Consider the following 18,234-nt stretch of genomic DNA (forward strand, 5'->3'; position numbering starts at 1 on the left):
TCAGGCCATCGGGGTTCTGTTCGTTGCTCGGCACATCACTCATCGGGGACTCTCTCTCACTGTCGGGCAGCCACTTCGCCGCCCCTTTAAAAGCACTGAAGCGGGCCGAGGCCCGCTGCATCAGTCATGAATGACTGGGCATCAAATCCGCATCGGCATCACGACATACTTGAAGCCGGTCTGCTCGGGGATCGTGATCAGCGCGCTGGCGGCGCTGTCGTTCAGGTCGATGGACACCATGTCCTGGCTCATGTTCTGCAGCGCGTCCATCAGATAGGTGACATTGAAGCCGGTCTCTATCAGGTCGCCGCCGTAGTCGATCTCGATCTCTTCCTTGGCCTCTTCTTGCTCGGCATTGCTGGAGGCAATGCTCAGGAGGCCCGGCTCAAAACTCAGGCGCACGGCCTTGAACTTCTCGCTGGTCAGGATTGCGGCGCGCTGCAGGCTGGCCAACAGCGGCTGGCGGCCCAGGGTCACGTTGAACTTGTGGTTCTTCGGGATCACGCGGTTGTAGTCCGGGAATTTGCCCTCAACCAGTTTGGTGACGAACTCCATGCCGCTGAACGAGAACTTGGCCTGGTTGCCGGCGAAGCGCATCTCGATCGGTTGGTCGTCACTGCCATCCTTGCCGCCGTCCTTCAACAGGCGCATCAGCTCCAGCACGGTCTTGCGAGGCAAGATGACTTCCTGCTTGGGCATATCGGCCTCCAAGGTGGCCTGGGCCAGCGCAAGGCGGTGGCCGTCGGTGGCGACCAGGGTTAGTGTCTTGCCTTCGGCGACGAAGAGGATGCCGTTGAGGTAGTAGCGGATGTCGTGGACCGCCATCGCGAAGTGCACCTGGTTGATCAGGCTCTTGAGCGTCTTCTGCGGCACAGCGAAGGCCGGGCCGAAGTCGGCAGCCTCCTGCACCAGCGGGAAGTCATCGGCCGGCAGGGTCTGCAAGGTGAAACGGCTCTTGCCGCCCTGCAGCGTGAGCTTGCTGGCATTGGCGGTCAAGCTGACGGTCTGGTCGGCGGGCATCGAGCGCAGGATGTCGATCAGTTTGCGCGCGCCCACCGTGGTGCTGAAGTTGCCGGCATCGCCGTCAAGCTCGGCCGTGGTGCGGACCTGGATTTCCAGATCGCTGGTGGTCAGCTCGAGCTGCGGGCCTTGCTTGCGGATCAGCACATTGGCGAGTATCGGCAGGGTGTGGCGCCGCTCGACGATGCCGGCCACGGCCTGCAGGGCACCCAAAACCTTGTCCTGGGTCGCTTTCAACACAATCATGTCAACCTCTCTCCGCTTTATTTGGCCGGCTGGCGCTCATTTCGGCTACAGCGCGCATTTTCACCTACTTATGAGGCAAATCCTGCCCCCGCTGCCCAAGGAATACGCGAGATCCCGAATCACCCCTTCAGCGTCTGCTCCAGCACATGCAACTGCTGGTTTAGCTCGGTGTTCTTCTGCCGCTCCCCGCCGATCTTGCGCACCGCGTGCAGCACCGTCGTGTGATCGCGGCCGCCGAATAGCTCGCCGATCTCGGGTAGGCTCTTTTGCGTCAGTTCCTTGGCCAGGTACATCGCAATCTGGCGCGGCCGGGCGATGCTGGCCGGGCGCTTTTTGCTGTACATGTCGGCAACCTTGATCTTGTAGAAGTCGGCCACCGTCTTCTGGATGTTCTCGACCGAGATCTGCCGGTTCTGGATCGACAGCAGGTCCTTGAGCGCCTCGCGGGCCAGCTGGATATTGATGTCCTTGTGCGAAAAGCGGCTGTAGGCCAAGACCTTGCGCAGCGCGCCTTCGAGCTCGCGCACATTGGCCCTGACGTTCTTCGCGATGAAGAAGGCCACGTCCTCCGGCATGGGCGTCTGCTCGGCCTCGGCCTTCTTGATCAGGATGGCCACCCGCATCTCCAGCTCGGGCGGCTCGATGGCTACCGTCAAGCCGGCGTCGAAGCGGCTGGTCAGGCGCTCGTCGATGTCCACCAGACCCTTGGGGTAGGTGTCCGAGGTCATGATGATGTGAGCGCGCTTGGCCAGCAGGGCCTCGAAGGCGTTGAAGAACTCCTCCTGCGTGCGGTCCTTGCCGGCGAAGAACTGCACATCATCGATCAGCAGCAGGTCCAGCGAATGGTATTTGGCCTTGAGCTCGTCGAAGGTTTTGCGCTGGTAGTTCTTCACCACATCCGAGATGAACTGCTCGGCATGCAGATAGAGAACCCGCGCATCGGGCTTGTCTCGCAGCAAGGCGTTGCCCACCGCGTGGATCAGATGGGTCTTGCCCAGGCCGACGCCGCCATAGATGAATAGTGGGTTGTACATCGCCCCCGGCGCACCTGCCACATGCAGGGCTGCGGTGCGCGCCATCTGGTTGGCGCGGCCGGGCACCAGAGTGTCGAAGGTCAGCGCGGTATTGAGGCGGTGGCGGCTGGCGCTGGGCGGCGGACCCAGCGCCGGGTTGCTGTGCAGGATGGGTTGCTGGGGGTCGCGCGGCGCGGCGGGGGCTGCCGGCACGGGCTCGGGCTGCGGCGGGCTCACAGGGCGCAGGCCGTTGTGCAGCACCTGGCCGACGGCGATCGGCTGGTTGGCGGGCAGGGGCTGAGCCACGCGGCCGACCGGTTCGCGCGCGGCCAGGGCCAGCTCCAGGCGGGCCGGTTTGCCAGCCAGCTCGGTCAGGATGGCTTCGATGCGGCCCGCATATTGGTTGCGAATCCAGTCGAGCTTGAAGCGGTTGGGCACGCGCAGCGAGACGACCACCGCGTCTGCGCCGCTGCCGTCGGCCACATCGGCCGGAGGCAGCGGGCGTATCCAGGTATTGAATTGTTGTTCGGGCAGTTCGGCAGCCAGGCGCTCACAGCCGCGCTGCCAAAGTTCTGCCCCAGACATGTCTGCGCTCATTGTGGAAAACTTGTTCTTGAGCGGCCGGATTGTACGGGTTTGACGCGGCCGAATGGCAGGTTATCCACAGATTTTTGGACGCGGTCAAGCCCCCGATAACCCGGGATGGCGATCCCTCTTGATTGACCGGGGCGCCAAAGTTTGGTGTAATCGCGGGTTTTCCGGACGCCGGATGGTTGCGCACGGGCGGACTTGTTCTTTGCACTAGCATGTGGATTGATGGGTCTTGTCCCATGTCGGCCCCAAGGCAGGGCCGGCGCGGCGCACATCGGTGGCCGTCTGGGCCGTATCGGCCTGCTGACCCTTTATGGGTGCGGCAGACTGGTGCAGCTTTGGCGGCCGGGATGCCCAGCGCATCTCGTAACGATTTGCCCACAACCGCTCTCGCGGGCGAGGATTTCTCGCTGCGTTGTAGCGTCTTTAGACCTCAAGAGGTTTCATCATGAAACGCACCTACCAAGCTTCCAAGACCCGTCGCGCCCGTACCCATGGCTTCCTCGTCCGCATGAAGACCCGCGGCGGTCGCGCCGTCATCGCTGCGCGCCGCGCCAAGGGCCGCAAGCGTCTGGCTGTCTAAGTCGGGACACGACAGCGTGATCGGCCGCATCCTGCGATCGGCCGACTTTGAACGCGTGCTGGGTTCGCCCAGCCGCGCTCGCAGCAGCCATTTCGCTGTGCACCATGTTGCGGCCAGCCCCAGCCTGCCGGGCAAGAAGTTGTCCACAGATGCGGCCGAGTTATCAACAGGCGATGCACCGGACATCCACATACTTGTGGATGAGGGCCGCGCTCAAGCGCTGCCGCAAGGCTGCTGGCTGGGTAGTGTGGTGCCCAAACGCCATGCCCGCCGCGCCGTGACCCGTACCCTGCTGAAGCGCCAGATCCGCGCCGCCTTCGTGGCCCAGGCCACGGCCGAAGAGCCGTTGCTGCCGGGCCTGTGGGTGGTGCGCTTGCGTGCGCCCTTCGATGTCAAGCAGTTCCCCAGCGCCTCGTCCGAGGCGCTGCGCACTGCTGCGCGCGTCGAACTCGCGCAACTGTTCGAGCGCGCGCGTGCGCCGCAGCGCGAGCAACAGCGGCCGACCCGTGCCCGTTCGCAGGCCTGACCGTCATGGACCGCCCGCCCGCCTCCTCGCTACCACAGCGCTTCATGATGGGGCTGGTGCGCGGCTATCAGCTGCTGTTCAGCCACTGGCTGCAGGCCGGTTGCCGCTATGAGCCGAGTTGCTCCGCCTACGCGATGCAGGCGCTGACCAAGCATGGCGCGGCTGCCGGCACGTATCTGGCGGCGGCCCGCATCCTGCGCTGCAATCCTTTTTGCTTGGGCGGGCATGATGCCGTGCCCGACAATCCGCCCGGCCTGTTCACCCGTCTGGGTTGCGGGTCTGGCGTCCGTTCCTCTTCCTCCAATCCTGAAGCGTCCCAATGACTGATATACGCCGCACCGTGCTGTGGGTGGTCTTCACCATGTCGCTTGTCCTGTTGTGGGACGGCTGGCAAAAGCACAACGGTCACCCCTCGATGTTCAGCCCCACGGCGCCGAAGCCGGCGGCCGTTGCTGGTTCGGCACCCGGCACTGCCGCGCTGCCAACCGCCGCCACGCTGCCGGGCGCGACAGCGGCACCGGGCACCGCGCCTACTGCTGCGGCACCGAGCAGCACGGGCGAAACCGTCGTCATCAGCACCGACGTGGTCAAGGCCACACTGGACAGCCTGGGCGGCAGCCTGGTGCGGGTGGAGCTGCTCAAGCACAAGGACGAGACCGACCCGAGCGGCCACATCGTCGTGCTGGACCGCAGCGCGCAGCGCGTTTACCTGGCCCAAACCGGCCTGGTCGGCGTGGCCGGCGCGCCCAGCCACCTGACCCAGATGAGCTTGGTGCCCGGCGAGCGCAGCCTGAAGGACGGCGAGCAAAGTCTTGTCGTGCGCTTCGAGTCGCCCGAGCAAGGCGGCGTCAAGCTGGTCAAGACCTACACCTTCAAGCGCGGCGACTATGCAGTGGACGTCAAGCACGAGGTGCTCAACACGTCGGCCGCGCCGCTGACCCCGCAGCTCTACACCCAGCTGGTGCGCGACGGCAATCCGCTGCCCAATGAGTCGAGCTTTTACTTCACCTTCACTGGCCCGGCGATGTATACCGACAAGTCGAAGTTCCTGAAACTCGACTTCAAGGACATCGAAAAGGGTAAGGCCAGCGTCGAGAAGAATGCCAGCGACGGTTGGGTCGCGATGGTCCAGCACTACTTCGCCAGCGCCTGGCTGCACAAGGGCGACAGCCCCCGCGAGTTCTACGCGAAGAAGGTCGACAACAATCTGTACTCGGTCGGCATGCTGTTTCCGCTGGCCCAGCTGGCGCCCGGCGCCAGCGTCAGCGCCGACCATCAGCTCTTCGTCGGCCCGCAGGAAGAGAACAAGCTGGCTGTGCTGGCTCCGGGCCTGGAACTGGTGAAGGACTATGGCTGGTTCACCATCCTGTCCAAGCCGCTGTTCTGGCTGCTCGACCAGTTGCACAAGCTGCTGGGCAACTGGGGCTGGTCCATCATCGCGCTGGTTGTGCTGCTGAAGATCGCGTTCTACTGGCTCAATGCCAGCGCCTACCGCAGCATGGCCAAGATGAAGGCGGTCAACCCGCGCATCACCGAGATGCGCGAGCGCCTGAAGGACAAGCCGCAGCAGATGCAGCAGGAGATGATGAAAATCTACCGCGAGGAGAAGATCAACCCGATCGGTTCTTGCCTGCCTATCTTCCTGCAGATGCCCTTCTTCATCGCGCTGTACTGGGTGCTGCTGTCCAGCGTCGAGATGCGTCATGCACCGTGGATTCTGTGGATCACCGATCTGTCGGCCAAGGACCCGTTCTTCGTGCTGCCCATCCTGATGACCTTGTCCAGCCTGTTCCAGGTCTGGTTGAACCCGACGCCGCCGGACCCGATGCAGGCTAAGATGATGTGGATCATGCCGCTGGCCTTCAGCTTCATGTTCTTCTTCTTCCCGGCCGGCCTGGTGCTGTACTGGCTGACAAACAACATCTTGTCGATCGCCCAGCAGTGGATGATCAACAGGCAGCTCGGCGTCAACAAGTAGCCGCTGGCGCCAGCTTTTCACGAAGCCCCCGGGTGCCCCCGCACTTGGGGGCTTTTTAATTGGCGCCGCAAGGCCTTTAATCGATCACATGCGGGGCAGAGAGTCACCGGCCTGTCAAATACAACAGTGCCTGGCGACAAGGCCCATCGGCGGGGCTCACGCGAGCGCCCGCTGACAGCCTCCCCCGCGCCATATCCCGGACGCCGACCCCCAAGGTCGGCGTTTTTCTTGAGAGGTGGCCGCCATCGGTGAAAATTCGCCCATGCTGTCCCGCCACCAAGATCCCATCGTCGCCGTCGCCACCGCCCCCGGACGAGGCGCGGTGGGCATCGTCCGCGTCTCGTCGGCGCAAGACCTGACCCCCGTTGTGGAGGCCCTGTGCGGCAAGACCCTGAAGCCGCGCGAGGCCAGCTATCTGCCCTTTCGCGCCGCCGACGGCGAGGCCATCGATCGGGGCCTGGCCCTGCTGTTCCCGGCACCGCATTCCTACACCGGCGAGCATGTGCTGGAGCTGCAGGCCCATGGCGGGCCGGTGGTGCTGCAACTGCTGCTGGCGCGCTGCATGGAGGCCGGCGCCGGCATGCGCATGCGGCTTGCCGAGCCCGGCGAGTTCACCCAGCGCGCCTTTCTTAACGGCAAGCTCGACCTGGCCCAGGCCGAGGCGGTCAGCGATCTGATCGACGCCAGCACCGAGGCGGCCGCGCGCAGCGCCAGCCGCGCACTGGCAGGCGCGCTGTCCGGCGAGGTCGGCGAGCTGCGCGACGCGCTGATCAAGCTGCGTATGCTGGTCGAGGCGACGCTGGACTTCCCCGAGGAAGAGATCGACTTCCTTCAGCAGGCCGACGCGCTGGGTCAGCTGGACCGATTGCACGCACGGCTCGCGGCCGTACTGGACCGCACGCAGCAAGGCGCGCTGCTGCGCGAGGGCATCAAGGTTGTGCTGGCCGGCCAGCCCAATGTCGGCAAGAGCTCGCTGCTGAACGCGCTTGCCGGCGCCGAGCTAGCCATCGTCACGCCTATCCCTGGCACCACGCGCGACAAGGTCAGCCAGACCATTCAGATCGAAGGTGTACCGCTGCACATCAGCGACACCGCCGGCCTGCGCGAGACCGAGGACGAAGTCGAACGCATCGGCGTCGCGCGCAGCTGGGACGCGATCGCCGATGCCGATGTCGTGCTGTTCTTGCACGACCTGAGCCGTATCGGCCAGCCGGACTACGAGGCCGAGGACCGCCTGATCAACGAGCGCCTTCAAGGCGTCGATACCGGCCGCATCCTGCAGGTCTTTAACAAGGCCGACACCGCCCATGGGCAGAGTCTGGTCCCGGGCGCCATCACGCTGTCCGCCAAGACCGGCACGGGCCTGAGCGAGCTGCGCCAACGCCTGCTGCGACTGGTGGGCTGGCACGCCACGCCCGAAGGTCTGTTCATCGCCCGCGAGCGCCATGTCCAGGCGCTCAAGCGCACCCGCGAGCATCTGGAGCTGGCCAAGGCCGTGGCCACCCAGCAGCCGCCGGCCCTGGATTTGCTCGCCGAAGAGCTGCGGCTCTCGCACGATGCACTCGGCGAGATCACCGGCGCGTTCTCGGCCGACGATCTACTAGGTGAGATATTCAGCCGGTTCTGTATCGGGAAATAAAAAGCCTGTTCCAGGACGTCCCAAAGCGTCCCATGCAGATCGCACTTACCCTTTAAATTCAATGACTTAAAGCGAATTTGAGTCCATGTTTTTTTTAGAAGTGCAAGAACATCCAAGGGTCTTTGAGTCCAAGTTTGAGTCCAAGTAGCAACTTGGACACAATTGCTGCATCAACTTGGACTCAGCGAGGTGGTCATGGCCCTCACCGATATCGCCTTGAAGGCCTTGAAGCCCAAGGACAAGGCCTACACGGTCACAGATGATCGGGGCCTGTATGTCGAGGTCTTCCCGACCGGCGGCATCATCTGGCGCTACCGCTATCGCTTCGCTGGCAAGCAGGAGAAGCTGACCCTCGGCAAGTACCCTGCCCTCTCGCTGCGCAATGCCCGCGTGAAGCGGGATGAGGCCGCCCGTACCGTGGCGCTGGGGCACTCACCTGCGGAGCAAAAGCAGCTGGCCAAGGTCCCGGCCCCCGACACCATCACGGTGGCCGAGTTCGGCGAGCGCTTCTTCAGGGAGGTGGTGGCCAAGGACCGGCAGGACGTGTCGAGTCCGCGTCGCTATTTCGAGAAGTCCATCGTGCCCGTGATCGGCGCCAAGCCCGTGCGGGAGGTCACCACGGAGGATGTGCGGACCATCATCTGGCGCAAAAAGGATGAGGGCTTCGATGCCGCCGCTGGCCAGCTGCGCAGTGTGCTGAAGCGGATGTTTGACTATGCGCTGACCTGTGGCCTCGCCCCGATCAATCCGGTGTTGGCGCTGCCCATGCGTCATGTTCACAAGTCCAGGTCCCGTGACCGCGCCCTGTCGCCCGATGAGATCAGGGACTTTCTGCGGGCCGCCTTCGAGTCCAACATCCGCCGGCAGTTCAAGTTGGCACTACACCTGATCCTGCTGACCATGGTGCGCAAGTCTGAGCTGCTGCTGGCGCGCTGGTCAGATGTCGACTTTGAGCAGGCCGAATGGCACATCCCCGCCGAGCACTCCAAGACCGGCAAGCCGCATATCGTGTACCTGTCGCGCCAGGCGGTCGAGCTGTTCCGGGAACTGAAGGTGTTGGCCGATACCAGCGAACTCGTGTTGCCGGGCCGTGGCAGCAGGACCAAGACCTTTGCCCACAACTCGATCAACACCGCGCTGAAAACCGCCCTGCAGGGCCAGACCATCCCTGCCTTCACCATCCACGATCTGCGCCGCACGGCCTCGACCCTGCTGCATGAGAACGGCTGGCCATCGGACGTGGTGGAGAAGGCCCTCAATCACACCATTGGCGGCGTGCGCGGCGTCTACAACCGGGCCGAGTACGCGCCGCAGCGGCGCGAGATGCTGCAGTTTTGGGCGGACTATATCGAGTCCCTGATCACGTCCGGCAAGGTCATCATGGGCCGGTTCAGCCGCCAGGCCTGACGCATCACAGCGCATCACATGCCGCTGACTCGAACACAACGAGCGCATCCAGCCTGAAAGCAAGTCATGACCCCACCGCAGCTGCCCGCCCGTGAGTCCCTGACCGTCGAGTTCAAGAGCGACCGCACACGCCTGCCGGACCGCGACCTGATCGAAGCCATCGTCTGCCTCGCCAACGCCGAGGGCGGCGAGCTGTGGCTGGGTGTGGAGGACGACGGCGCGCCGACGGGGCTGCACATCGAGCATCAACAGCTGATGGGTATGGCCGGCCTGGTGGCCGCGCGCACGTCGCCATCGCTGGCGGTGACGGTCACGCCCGTGCAATTTGGCAATGTCGTGGTGGCCCATATCGCCGTGCCCAAGGCCCCGGGTGAGGTGGCAACCACCGGCGGCGTCTATCTGCGTCGTCGCCTGAAGGCCGATGGTGAGCCCGAGTGCGTGGCCATGCTGCCGCATGACCGCGCCAGCCGCGCGAGAAGCTTCGGCCAGATGGACGCCTCGGCACAGATCGTGGCCGGCGCCACCTTGGCGGACCTGGACCCGCTGGAGCGGGAGCGGCTGCGCCAGAGCGTGCAACAGTATGGCGGCGACCGGGTGCTGCTGGAGCTGGACGATGAGGCGCTGGACGGCGCGCTGGGGCTGACCGGGCGTCTATCCGGCGGTCATCGCGTACCCACGCTGACGGGTCTGCTGTTGATCGGCCGCGAGCCGGCCTTGCGCGAGCTGGTGCCTACCCATGAGTTCGCCTTTCAGGTGCTGGCGCGCGAGTCGGTGCGCTTCAACGAATTCCGGCGTTTCCCGCTGCTCAAGGCGCTGGACTGGCTAGAGACGAATTTTCGACCCTACAACCCGGAGGAAGAGCTTCAGGTGGGGCTGTTCCGGGTGCCTGTGCCCTTGGTGGACCTGGGGGCGTTTCGTGAGGCGGTGGCCAATGCGCTGATCCATCGCGACTATCACCGCCTGGGGGCCGTGCATGTGCGGCTGGAAGACGGCGCCCTGGTCGTCAGCAATCCCGGCGGCCTGGTCGATGGCGTGACACTGAGCAATCTACTGACCATCGAGCCCCATCCGCGCAATCCGCAGCTGGCGGACGCGATGAAGCGCATTGGCGTGGTTGAGCGCTCGGGGCGAGGTGTGGACAAGATTTTTCGGGGTCTGCTGAAGTTCGGCCGACCGGCGCCAGACTACAGCCGTACCTCGCGCGAGGATGTCGTGCTGCGTTTGCCGACAGACCCGGCGGATCTGGAGTTTCGGCGACTGGTGGTGGACGCCGAGCGTGGCGGCAGCAGCGAGTTGCCGATTGACAGCCTGATTGCCCTCAGCGCGCTGCGCACCCAGAAGCGCCTGACGGCCGAAGAGCTGGCCGCCTACATCCAGCGCGACGCGGCCCAGGCGCGGCAGACGCTGGAGGCCTTGACCGAGGCCGGCCTGGTGGAGCCTCACGGCGCCACCCGGGGGCGCAGCTACACGTTGTCGGCTCAGGTGTACCGGTTGGCGGGCGGACAGGCCGCCTACACGCGTCAGGCCGGTTTCTCGGCGATCCAGCATGAACAGATGGTGTTGAGCTACATCCGCCAGCATGGCCTGATCGTCCGGGGCGACGTGATGGAGCTGTGCCGCTTGTCCAGTGACCAGGCGGCCACCTTGCTGCGGCGGCTGAAGGCCAAGGGTGTGTTGAAGCAGCAGGGTGAACGACGCTGGGCCAGCTACACGCTGGCTGGCGAAGCCTGAGCAGCATGGGCGGTTCTATGGGGTTCTATAGGGTTCTATAGGGTTCTATAGGGTTGGGCTGCTTCATGGCCGAGCGGGCATCGCCACGGCGGGTCCCCTGTAGCGGTGCGCTGTTCTAGCTAACGCAGCTGTTTTGCGCTTGTCGGTTCGGCTCTGCTGGGCCGCGCTTGGAGCTGATTTTTAGCAAAAATCAGCGCGCGCCAAGGGCCAAACCCGACGCAAACTTGTGTCATGGGAACCGCCACCTTCGTCCGCCAGCCGCGAGCCAATGCGTCACGCAGTAGCGCGCGTCGCGAGCGGCTGACCATCGACTTCCGTCGTCACGGCCCGGCACTGACCGCCACCGCGCAATCTCGCCGCATGAGCGTGTCTGCGCTGGCCAGAACCGTCCTAGGCGAGTGGCTGGATGCGCAGGCTGTTGACACCTCACCTGTAGGTGCGATGGGCACGGCGCCTGCAGCGTCGATTCCGCTTCACAAAGAAGCCACCTTCGCCACGGTGACCTTGCGCATGCCTGCCGATCGGGCCGCCAAGCTGGCCCGCGCTGCGCGTGCGGCCGAGTTGTCGCAGGGGATGTATGTCGCGCAACTCCTGGACAGGCAATCAGAGGAGGAGACCAATCTCCTCTAAGAAGTACGTCAATGCGGGCCCTAGCTGCCCGTTTTTCGTTCCTGTCTACCAATCGTTCTACCAATCGGTGACCCCATTGAATCCGGTGGGCATTGGCGTCTCGGCCTGGCCCAGCGCTGTTGGCCGCAGGTCGGCGCATTGACGATATTAGGCGACCACCGCTTCGGTCGAGCGATGAAAATTAGCTAAAAATCATCGCTCGCCCAGCCCGAATGTGGGTGCATATTGGTGATCATGGCCAAAGCGATCTGGACCCGCCACGCAGCTCACGCCGCACCGCGCTCGACGCTCCGTCGCGAGCGAGTGACCGTCGATCTGCGCGGGCATGGCGCTGTCCTGAATGCCATCGCGCAGTCCCTGCGGATGCCGGTGGCCACCCTGGTCAGAACGGCCATCGCTGAGTGGTTGGATGCGCGCTCCGTCGCCGGCTGCCAAGCGCAGGCCGCTGACGCTGGTTTGCGAGGGTCGGATGACACCATCACCAAGGTGACCTTGCGCATGTCTGAGCGACATGCCGCAGGCCTGGCCCGTGCGGCGCGTGCGGCTGAGTTGCCCCAAGGGTTCTATGTGGCGCGCCTGCTCGATGGACAGCCTCCGACGCCCGTGCCGCCTGACCAGGCAGAGAACCGGGCCGCACTGCTGCGTTACACCGCCGCGCTGGCGCCCATGTCCAGCGACTTGCAGGCGCTGATGCGCGCTATGCGTCAGGCCTCGTCGCGTGAGCAGGCTGCTTGCAGCGACGCGGTGGCTGACCTGTCCGAGGCGTTGCAGCGGCATCTCGCCGCAACGACGCCATTGATTTCGGCCCTGACGACCTCGCGGCGTTATGTTGCAGGCGATCCTGTGTAGCAATGAAACGGGAGGGCGCAAATGACCTCAAGCTCAACGGTCGATGGCGTGCTGGTCCAGTGGGGCGAGCGCTTGTTCTATCCCGGCAACCGCAGGGTCAAAGCGGTGCCGCAACCCCGCTTGAATACCTTGTTGCGTCGCCAGGCGGCGGTGATCCGTCGGCGCATCGAGGCCACCGTGACCCGCAGAGCGCCGCAGGTCATGGTCAAGATCACGGGTGGCGGGCGCGGCATGGGCGCCATCGCGGCCCACTTCCGCTACATCAGCAAGAACGGACAGCTTGAAATCGAGGACGACCGCGGCGTAGTCCAGCAGGACAAGGAAGCGCTGCACGACCTGGCCGAGCAATGGCGTCTGGGCGGCTCGCTGATCGGCGACACCAGCCATCGACGCGAAGCCTTCAACCTGATGCTGTCGATGCCGCGCGGCACGGACGCGCAGATCGTCCTGAAGGCCGCCCGGGATTTCGCCCAGATCGAGCTGAAGGACCACTTCTATGTGATGGTGCTGCACGAGCACCAGGGGAACCCGCATGTTCACCTGAGCGTGCGGGCCGAGTCCATGAGCGGCCTGCGTTTGAATCCGCGCAAGGCGGATCTGCAGCGCTGGCGCGAGACCTTTGCGGAGCGGCTGCGCGGCTATGGGGTCGAGGCCGAGGCCACGCGCCAGGCCACCCGAGGGGCAGTGCGCCGCTACGACAACCTGTGGCAGCGCAGGGCCCGGGAGGAGGGCCGTCTGCGCAGAGCCTCGGAGCCGACGAAATCGGGCACGGCTTACCAGCGCAGCCGTGTCGGTGCGTTGGAGGCCTGGACGCACATTGTGGCCGCGCTCAGGGCCTCGGATCAGCCGAGTGACCGCGAGCTGGCCCAGCGCATCACTAGTTTCATCGCGGAATCCGCCTTCGCGAAAGAACATGGCCGTCAACGGCAACGCGAGGTACCGGAGCGGTCAGGTCCGTCTCAAGCAGAGCCCATCGATTCCCAGGGCCGACAAGACCGTGAGATTCAAAGGTGAGCGTCATGCAGCGGCCAGGCCTTCACGTCACCAACATCGAAATCGGAGCCGAGATCGCTGCTTGCGAAGGGCGGTCCCGGCAGGCTACGCAGGCTGGTGCTCAGGCATTTGCGCGCCTGCTCAGATTGGCCGAGGAGGGCGACTCGGGTCAGATCGCCCGAGTGGCACGCTTTTTGGTTGCGACCTACAACGGGCAGGTCTTTGCGTTCGACCCCTTCGACCTTCGCGCCGTCGACATCGCTATCAGTGACGACATGCTGTCTTGTCTGGATGCGCTGCGATGGGGTCGGGCCGACCTGCACACGATGGTCCCGGACGGAGATGCGCGCGTTCGAGGGGTGATTGAGCGCTGGGGCCTATGGCGGCCAGACAACTGAATGCCGGGCGGTGGTGGTTAGGGGAAATGGAAGGAATGGCGGTCTCGGTGCATGAAGCGCCTGACCCGTGGCGCCTTAGCAGCGGTTGCGGTCCATCGACTTGCTCAACTCGCCCCGGCGGTCATTCAACGTTGGAATTCACACGAGTTCAGCAACGCGTAAAGCGAAGACCAAGATGGATAAGTCTTGGAATGCGATGATCATGCGTCCACAAGATCAACTGGGGAGGCATAGACCGAGATGCAAGCGAGAGAGACCCAACTGCTAACGTTGCTGGCCGGCCAGCATCAGTTTGTCATCCCCATCTTCCAGCGTGACTACAGTTGGGGCGGCGAAGAGTGCGAGCGTCTTGTCAAAGACGTTCTCGCTGTGGCAGACGGCCCCGACGGTGCAATTCACTTTCTTGGCTCGGTGGTTTGGGTGGGCAGCGAATCTGGAGATGCTGTGCTGCAGCAGCGGCTCGTCATCGACGGCCAGCAGCGGCTGACCACTTGCCTACTGCTGCTGATGGCGCTGCGCGACCACTTAAGACAGTCGAGGGCACAAGTGGCCCCAGCTGACTCGCCTGACGCCCTGCACAACCAATACCTGCTGAACCCATACGTAGACAAACCTGAGCTAAGGTCGAAGCTCCAGTTGCGTCGGGTGGACAACGAATGGCTGCAACATTTGCTGCTTGACGCGCCCGAACCAAAGGACCGACAAAGCCAAGTGCCGCTGAACCTTGCATGCCTACGCAACCTCATCGCCGAGAATGACGCTGGGCGCGTGCTGAAGGGTATCCGCCGGCTCATGATCGTCTCGGTATCGCTGTCGCCGGGCCAGGACAACCCGCAACTCATTTTCGAAAGCCTGAACTCCACCGGAGTGAAGCTGGCGCAGGCCGATCTGGTGCGTAACTACGTGTTGATGGGCCACTCTGAGCAGTTGCAGACCACTTGGTACTTGAACTACTGGCGCCCGTTGGAGGAGGCCTTTGGTACCAGCTACCGGGCGCTTTTCGACAGCTTTCTGCGCGACTTTCTCACCCTGGAGTTGCGGCCAGCCAAGCCATTTAAGTTGGGAAACGTCTATGCAGAGTTTAAGCATTGGTACCCCGCCTATCTGAATCGCAATGAGAACCACGACGAAGCCATCGGAAAGCTAAAGCGCATGGCGCGATTCGGGCGCTACTACTGCCAATTCATCATTGGTCCTGATGACTCTCCGAAGATCGAGGCGCGCCTCGCTCGACTTCGCAAACTGGTCGACGTAGCTGTGTCGACAGTGATGGTGCTGTACGAGCGCATGCACCACGACAAGACGCTGGATTCCGAGGACTTCTGCGAAGCAATTGACACGCTGGAGAGCTATGTGTTCCGGCGCTCAGTAGTCGGCTCCGATACTCGGAGCGGAGGCACGCTTTTCTCGTCGTTGGCATCCAAGATTCGCTTAGATACCCCGTTGGAGAGCCTGAAGGCACGGCTAGTGATGATGGGGCGCGGGAAGGCGTTCCCGAGCGACGAGGAGTTTGAAATCGCTCTGACCACGGGAGACATGTACAACCGTCGAACATCCTTCTACATGCTTGAGCGGTTGACGAATTATGGTAAGGAAAAGAGCGCTCTCGATGGTCTGTCGATAGAACACGTGATGCCGAGGAAGGCAGTACTTCCAGAAGAGTGGAGGGCGATGCTCGGGGAGCAATGGCGTGAGATTCAGCAGGCTTGGTTGCATCGTCTGGGCAACCTCACGCTCACCGGCTTTAACTCAGAGCTTCATGCTTCTCCATTTTTGGAGAAGCGCGACCTCAAGCCCGGTGGCTACGCGGACAGCAGCATCTGGCTGAATCTCGAGCTGGCAAAACTAGATCGTTGGACGCCAGTCGAAATGGAAACGCGCGGAAAAACTATGGCAAAGCGGGCGTTGACGATCTGGTCCGGACTGAAGGTCGATGACGCTGCCATCAAGCAAGCGCATCTGGACGACGCTTTGCACGCAGCTAGTGGCAAGACACGGTCGGACCTGAAGTGCGACGAAGTCGTTCGGCTGTGGCTGGACAAGCTGGCCGACTTCGCCATGGCTCTAGGTGATGATGTCACCGAGGTGGTGCCGATGAAGTCGATCGTGTTTCATCAACCGACTTGGTTTGTCGAGCTTCTGCCCCGCGCGAACGGAATCGATATGCGGTTTGACTGCGAAGCATCGGAGCTGGCAATGGTGGCCGCTGGCGTACAGGTGACGGCTCAATGGGCATGGGTCGCGAACTCGGCCATCGCCGGCACCGATGGTTCGCTGTACTCCGTCAACTCCGACGCAAAGCTCGAAGTGGCGTGCGCGCTGATCCGCCGGGCGTACGAACTAGTCGGCGACGAGGTTTGACTGGGATAGCGAGCAGTTCGTTGGATCACTACCGACATAGTAGTGTCGCAAAGCAGACGTAGGGGAGCTTCTGCTTTCAGCCTTGAGCTGCCGACCAAGTCCGGACTTCGGCTTCGCAGCGTCTCCTGCCCTTCGGTCGCCGCGGCCGAACTCACGCTCACGGCCACCTGCCAGTCACTGACTTGGGTGGCCAATGGCTGGACGAACGTCCGGTCCGAGAGGCGCTGCGGTCGTTCGCGAATTTCTGCCGCGCCTCGAGGGCATCACGCCATCAGAAGACCGCTGCTCCGGCCTGCGGAATTGCGCAATCGACCCGTTGCAGTCAGTCGACACACCGCGTGATGCGACGTTAAAACTCGACCCAAAGGTGCCGAATCTCGCCCGCCCCCGGACTCAAAGTCAGTGGCCCGTCCGTTCGAATTTTTCTGGATTCACCAAACATAGCGCTTGGTGGGAGGCACCTGACGCGCCAGTCACCGAGTCAGACTTCCTTCGTAGACAAGCTGTCCGCCCGTGCTGGCGCGATCAGTCGACGCGAGCGTGAACGACAATATCTGCAGGGGGGGTATTTGCATGAGTGCAGACAAGGAACGACTGCAGACAGCGCAATGGGTGCTTGAACGCAACCTTGCCTGGATTGCCGCAGCGGAGGTGAAGGTTGGTGTGATCGTGGCAATCGACACGGCAATGCTCGGTGGTCTCGGGGCCGCCTTCAGCGCAGTTGATGGCACCGCACGGACGCACTGGGCTTGGCTATTCACGATTGTTGCCGTGGCCTGCCTGGGCAGCGGCCTGTTTTGCGCAGCCATGGCAGTGCTTCCGCGTGTTACCGGTCCTGCGAAGTCGCTGCTGTTCTTCGGCCGTATTGGGCCATGTGTTGACGCCGGCTACATCGAACACTTCAAGAAGGCAACCGACGCGGACCTTCTTGAAGATTGGACGGCCCAGATTCATCGAAACGCGCAAATTGCGTGCGACAAGTTTGCATGGGTAAGGAAGAGCATGTGGTGGTCGTTCCTCTCAGTGCTCCCGTGGTTCCCGGCGATCATTACGCTTCTTGACAAGAAATAGGGAGTGATGATGGGACTGAAAGACGATCTGTCCGCTGAGGTCAAGTCGACCTTTGCGCAGGCGTGGGACGTTCAGAAGACGGAAAGCGTGCCCGCCCCCGAAGACCTTCGGCTAAACGCGAACCACGCGAAGGACTTGGAGAAGGCGACCGTCCTCTACGCTGACCTTGATGGATCTACCAGCATGGTCGACAACTACAAATGGGAGTTCAGCGCCGAGATCTACAAGACGTTCCTTCGCTGTGCATCACAGATCATTCGGAGCGAAGGGGGAGCGATCACCGCATACGACGGCGACCGGGTGATGGCGATCTTCACGGGCGGCACGAAGAACACCGATGCGGTGCGATGCGCCTTGAAGATCAACTACGCTGTTTCGGAGATCATCCAACCGGCGATCAATGCTCAATACACGACTGACTTCAAGCTGAGTCACGTTGTCGGCATCGACACGAGTCAGCTGAGGACATCCAGGATTGGAGTACGCGGCGACAACGACCTTGTTTGGATCGGGCGCGCTGCCAACTACGCAGCGAAACTCACGAATGAATCGGGCAAGCCGACGTGGATTACCAAGACCGTCTATGACAGCATGAAGGACGACGTGAAGTTTCACAACGGTCAAGACATGTGGCAGAAGGCGTACTGGACTTCGATGAACAACATGGAGGTCTACAGTTCCACATACTGGTGGATGATCCCGTAGTTGTGCGAAGTAAATGTTCACCTGCTCGGATATCCGCTTTGCGCCTCGTTCACCGATGCCCGCTTCTGGCCGGCTGCAAACATCCGCCTCGGCTGTGGAATCAGATTGGGATCTGAATAGGATCATGAGCCGAACGACCGCTCGCCGTCGTGGCGGCGTACTGGCGCTGTCGGCCAGGAACGGTCTCCCAATTGCTGCCGCTTTGCGCAGCTCTGGTTGGCTATGAACTGCCGATGGCTCAGTAAGACGACAGCGCCTGCGGAAAGCAGAGCCGATGGCGCGATCGTCTGGACTCCATGGGCCGGCTCGGACCGAAGCGGCTGGCGGCGCGCCGGCACGACGCTCGGCCAAGCCTGCCCAGCACACCTTGCCGTTCAGTGGCTGGCAGCAGCGAGCCGATCGACCATGGCCTTGATGGCCGCCAACTGCACCCCCGACTTCTTCGCATAGTCGGTGCCGTAGAAGCCGACCGTGTCCCAGCAGGCGTTCGGGT

At 63.1% G+C, this 18,234-nt stretch carries 16 protein-coding genes; 13 read left to right on the forward strand and 3 right to left on the reverse strand.

Going from position 1 to position 18,234, the window contains the following annotated elements; all coding sequences use genetic code 11:
• Window positions 1-141: 141 nt before the first annotated feature.
• Both dnaN and dnaA read right to left on the reverse strand, forming a co-directional pair.
• Window positions 142-1,266 (reverse strand): DNA polymerase III subunit beta, encoded by a 1,125-nt coding sequence (dnaN, locus tag OOZ63_RS12040; protein ID WP_266005717.1) that lies wholly within the window; start codon window positions 1,264-1,266, stop codon window positions 142-144.
• A 119-nt stretch (window positions 1,267-1,385) separates the two neighbouring features.
• Entirely contained in the window at window positions 1,386-2,864 is a 1,479-nt protein-coding gene (gene dnaA / locus OOZ63_RS12045; protein ID WP_266005719.1) for a chromosomal replication initiator protein DnaA, read from the reverse strand.
• 454 nt (window positions 2,865-3,318) lie between these two features.
• Between dnaA and rpmH the strand changes: the two genes are divergently transcribed.
• The 10 genes from rpmH (at window position 3,319) to OOZ63_RS12095 (ending at window position 13,227) form a co-directional block, all read left to right on the forward strand.
• Window positions 3,319-3,453: a 50S ribosomal protein L34 gene (rpmH, locus tag OOZ63_RS12050; protein ID WP_054021782.1), complete on the forward strand. Its 135-nt coding sequence runs from the start codon at window positions 3,319-3,321 to the stop codon at window positions 3,451-3,453.
• Window positions 3,454-3,469: 16 nt separating this feature from the next.
• A complete protein-coding gene (locus tag OOZ63_RS12055) occupies window positions 3,470-3,979 on the forward strand; it encodes a ribonuclease P protein component (RefSeq protein ID WP_266005724.1) in 510 nt (169 codons plus the stop codon).
• A 5-nt stretch (window positions 3,980-3,984) separates the two neighbouring features.
• Window positions 3,985-4,302 (forward strand): membrane protein insertion efficiency factor YidD, encoded by a 318-nt coding sequence (gene yidD / locus OOZ63_RS12060; RefSeq protein ID WP_266005727.1) that lies wholly within the window; start codon window positions 3,985-3,987, stop codon window positions 4,300-4,302.
• On the forward strand, window positions 4,299-5,957 hold the full coding sequence (gene yidC / locus OOZ63_RS12065) for a membrane protein insertase YidC (protein WP_266005729.1): 1,659 nt from the start codon (window positions 4,299-4,301) through the stop codon (window positions 5,955-5,957). Before yidD ends, yidC begins: the two co-directional genes overlap by 4 nt.
• 262 nt (window positions 5,958-6,219) lie before the next feature.
• Entirely contained in the window at window positions 6,220-7,596 is a 1,377-nt protein-coding gene (mnmE, locus tag OOZ63_RS12070; RefSeq protein WP_266005731.1) for a tRNA uridine-5-carboxymethylaminomethyl(34) synthesis GTPase MnmE, read from the forward strand.
• A gap of 195 nt (window positions 7,597-7,791) precedes the next feature.
• Window positions 7,792-9,003: a tyrosine-type recombinase/integrase gene (locus OOZ63_RS12075; RefSeq protein ID WP_266005733.1), complete on the forward strand. Its 1,212-nt coding sequence runs from the start codon at window positions 7,792-7,794 to the stop codon at window positions 9,001-9,003.
• A gap of 66 nt (window positions 9,004-9,069) precedes the next feature.
• Window positions 9,070-10,734, forward strand: coding sequence for an ATP-binding protein (locus tag OOZ63_RS12080; protein WP_266005734.1), 1,665 nt, complete (start codon window positions 9,070-9,072; stop codon window positions 10,732-10,734).
• Between the two features lie 231 nt (window positions 10,735-10,965).
• Entirely contained in the window at window positions 10,966-11,364 is a 399-nt protein-coding gene (locus tag OOZ63_RS12085; protein WP_266005735.1) for a hypothetical protein, read from the forward strand.
• A gap of 234 nt (window positions 11,365-11,598) precedes the next feature.
• A complete protein-coding gene (locus OOZ63_RS12090) occupies window positions 11,599-12,213 on the forward strand; it encodes a hypothetical protein (RefSeq protein ID WP_266005736.1) in 615 nt (204 codons plus the stop codon).
• 21 nt (window positions 12,214-12,234) lie between these two features.
• Window positions 12,235-13,227, forward strand: coding sequence for a relaxase/mobilization nuclease domain-containing protein (locus OOZ63_RS12095; protein WP_266005737.1), 993 nt, complete (start codon window positions 12,235-12,237; stop codon window positions 13,225-13,227).
• Here OOZ63_RS12095 and OOZ63_RS12100 read toward each other — a convergent pair.
• Window positions 13,218-13,529, reverse strand: coding sequence for a hypothetical protein (locus tag OOZ63_RS12100; RefSeq protein WP_266005738.1), 312 nt, complete (start codon window positions 13,527-13,529; stop codon window positions 13,218-13,220). The genes OOZ63_RS12095 and OOZ63_RS12100 overlap by 10 nt on opposite strands.
• Window positions 13,530-13,844: 315 nt before the next feature.
• Between OOZ63_RS12100 and OOZ63_RS12105 the strand changes: the two genes are divergently transcribed.
• From OOZ63_RS12105 to OOZ63_RS12115, 3 genes are all read left to right on the forward strand, one after another.
• Window positions 13,845-15,965, forward strand: coding sequence for a DUF262 domain-containing protein (locus tag OOZ63_RS12105; protein WP_266005740.1), 2,121 nt, complete (start codon window positions 13,845-13,847; stop codon window positions 15,963-15,965).
• Window positions 15,966-16,538: 573 nt separating this feature from the next.
• Window positions 16,539-17,036 (forward strand): Pycsar system effector family protein, encoded by a 498-nt coding sequence (locus OOZ63_RS12110; protein WP_266005742.1) that lies wholly within the window; start codon window positions 16,539-16,541, stop codon window positions 17,034-17,036.
• Between the two features lie 9 nt (window positions 17,037-17,045).
• Window positions 17,046-17,741, forward strand: a complete 696-nt coding sequence (locus OOZ63_RS12115; protein WP_266005744.1) for an adenylate/guanylate cyclase domain-containing protein — start codon at window positions 17,046-17,048, stop codon at window positions 17,739-17,741.
• Window positions 17,742-18,234: the final 493 nt, after the last annotated feature.

The organism is Paucibacter sp. PLA-PC-4 (assembly GCF_026241155.1).
Lineage (GTDB): Bacteria > Pseudomonadota > Gammaproteobacteria > Burkholderiales > Burkholderiaceae_C > Roseateles_E.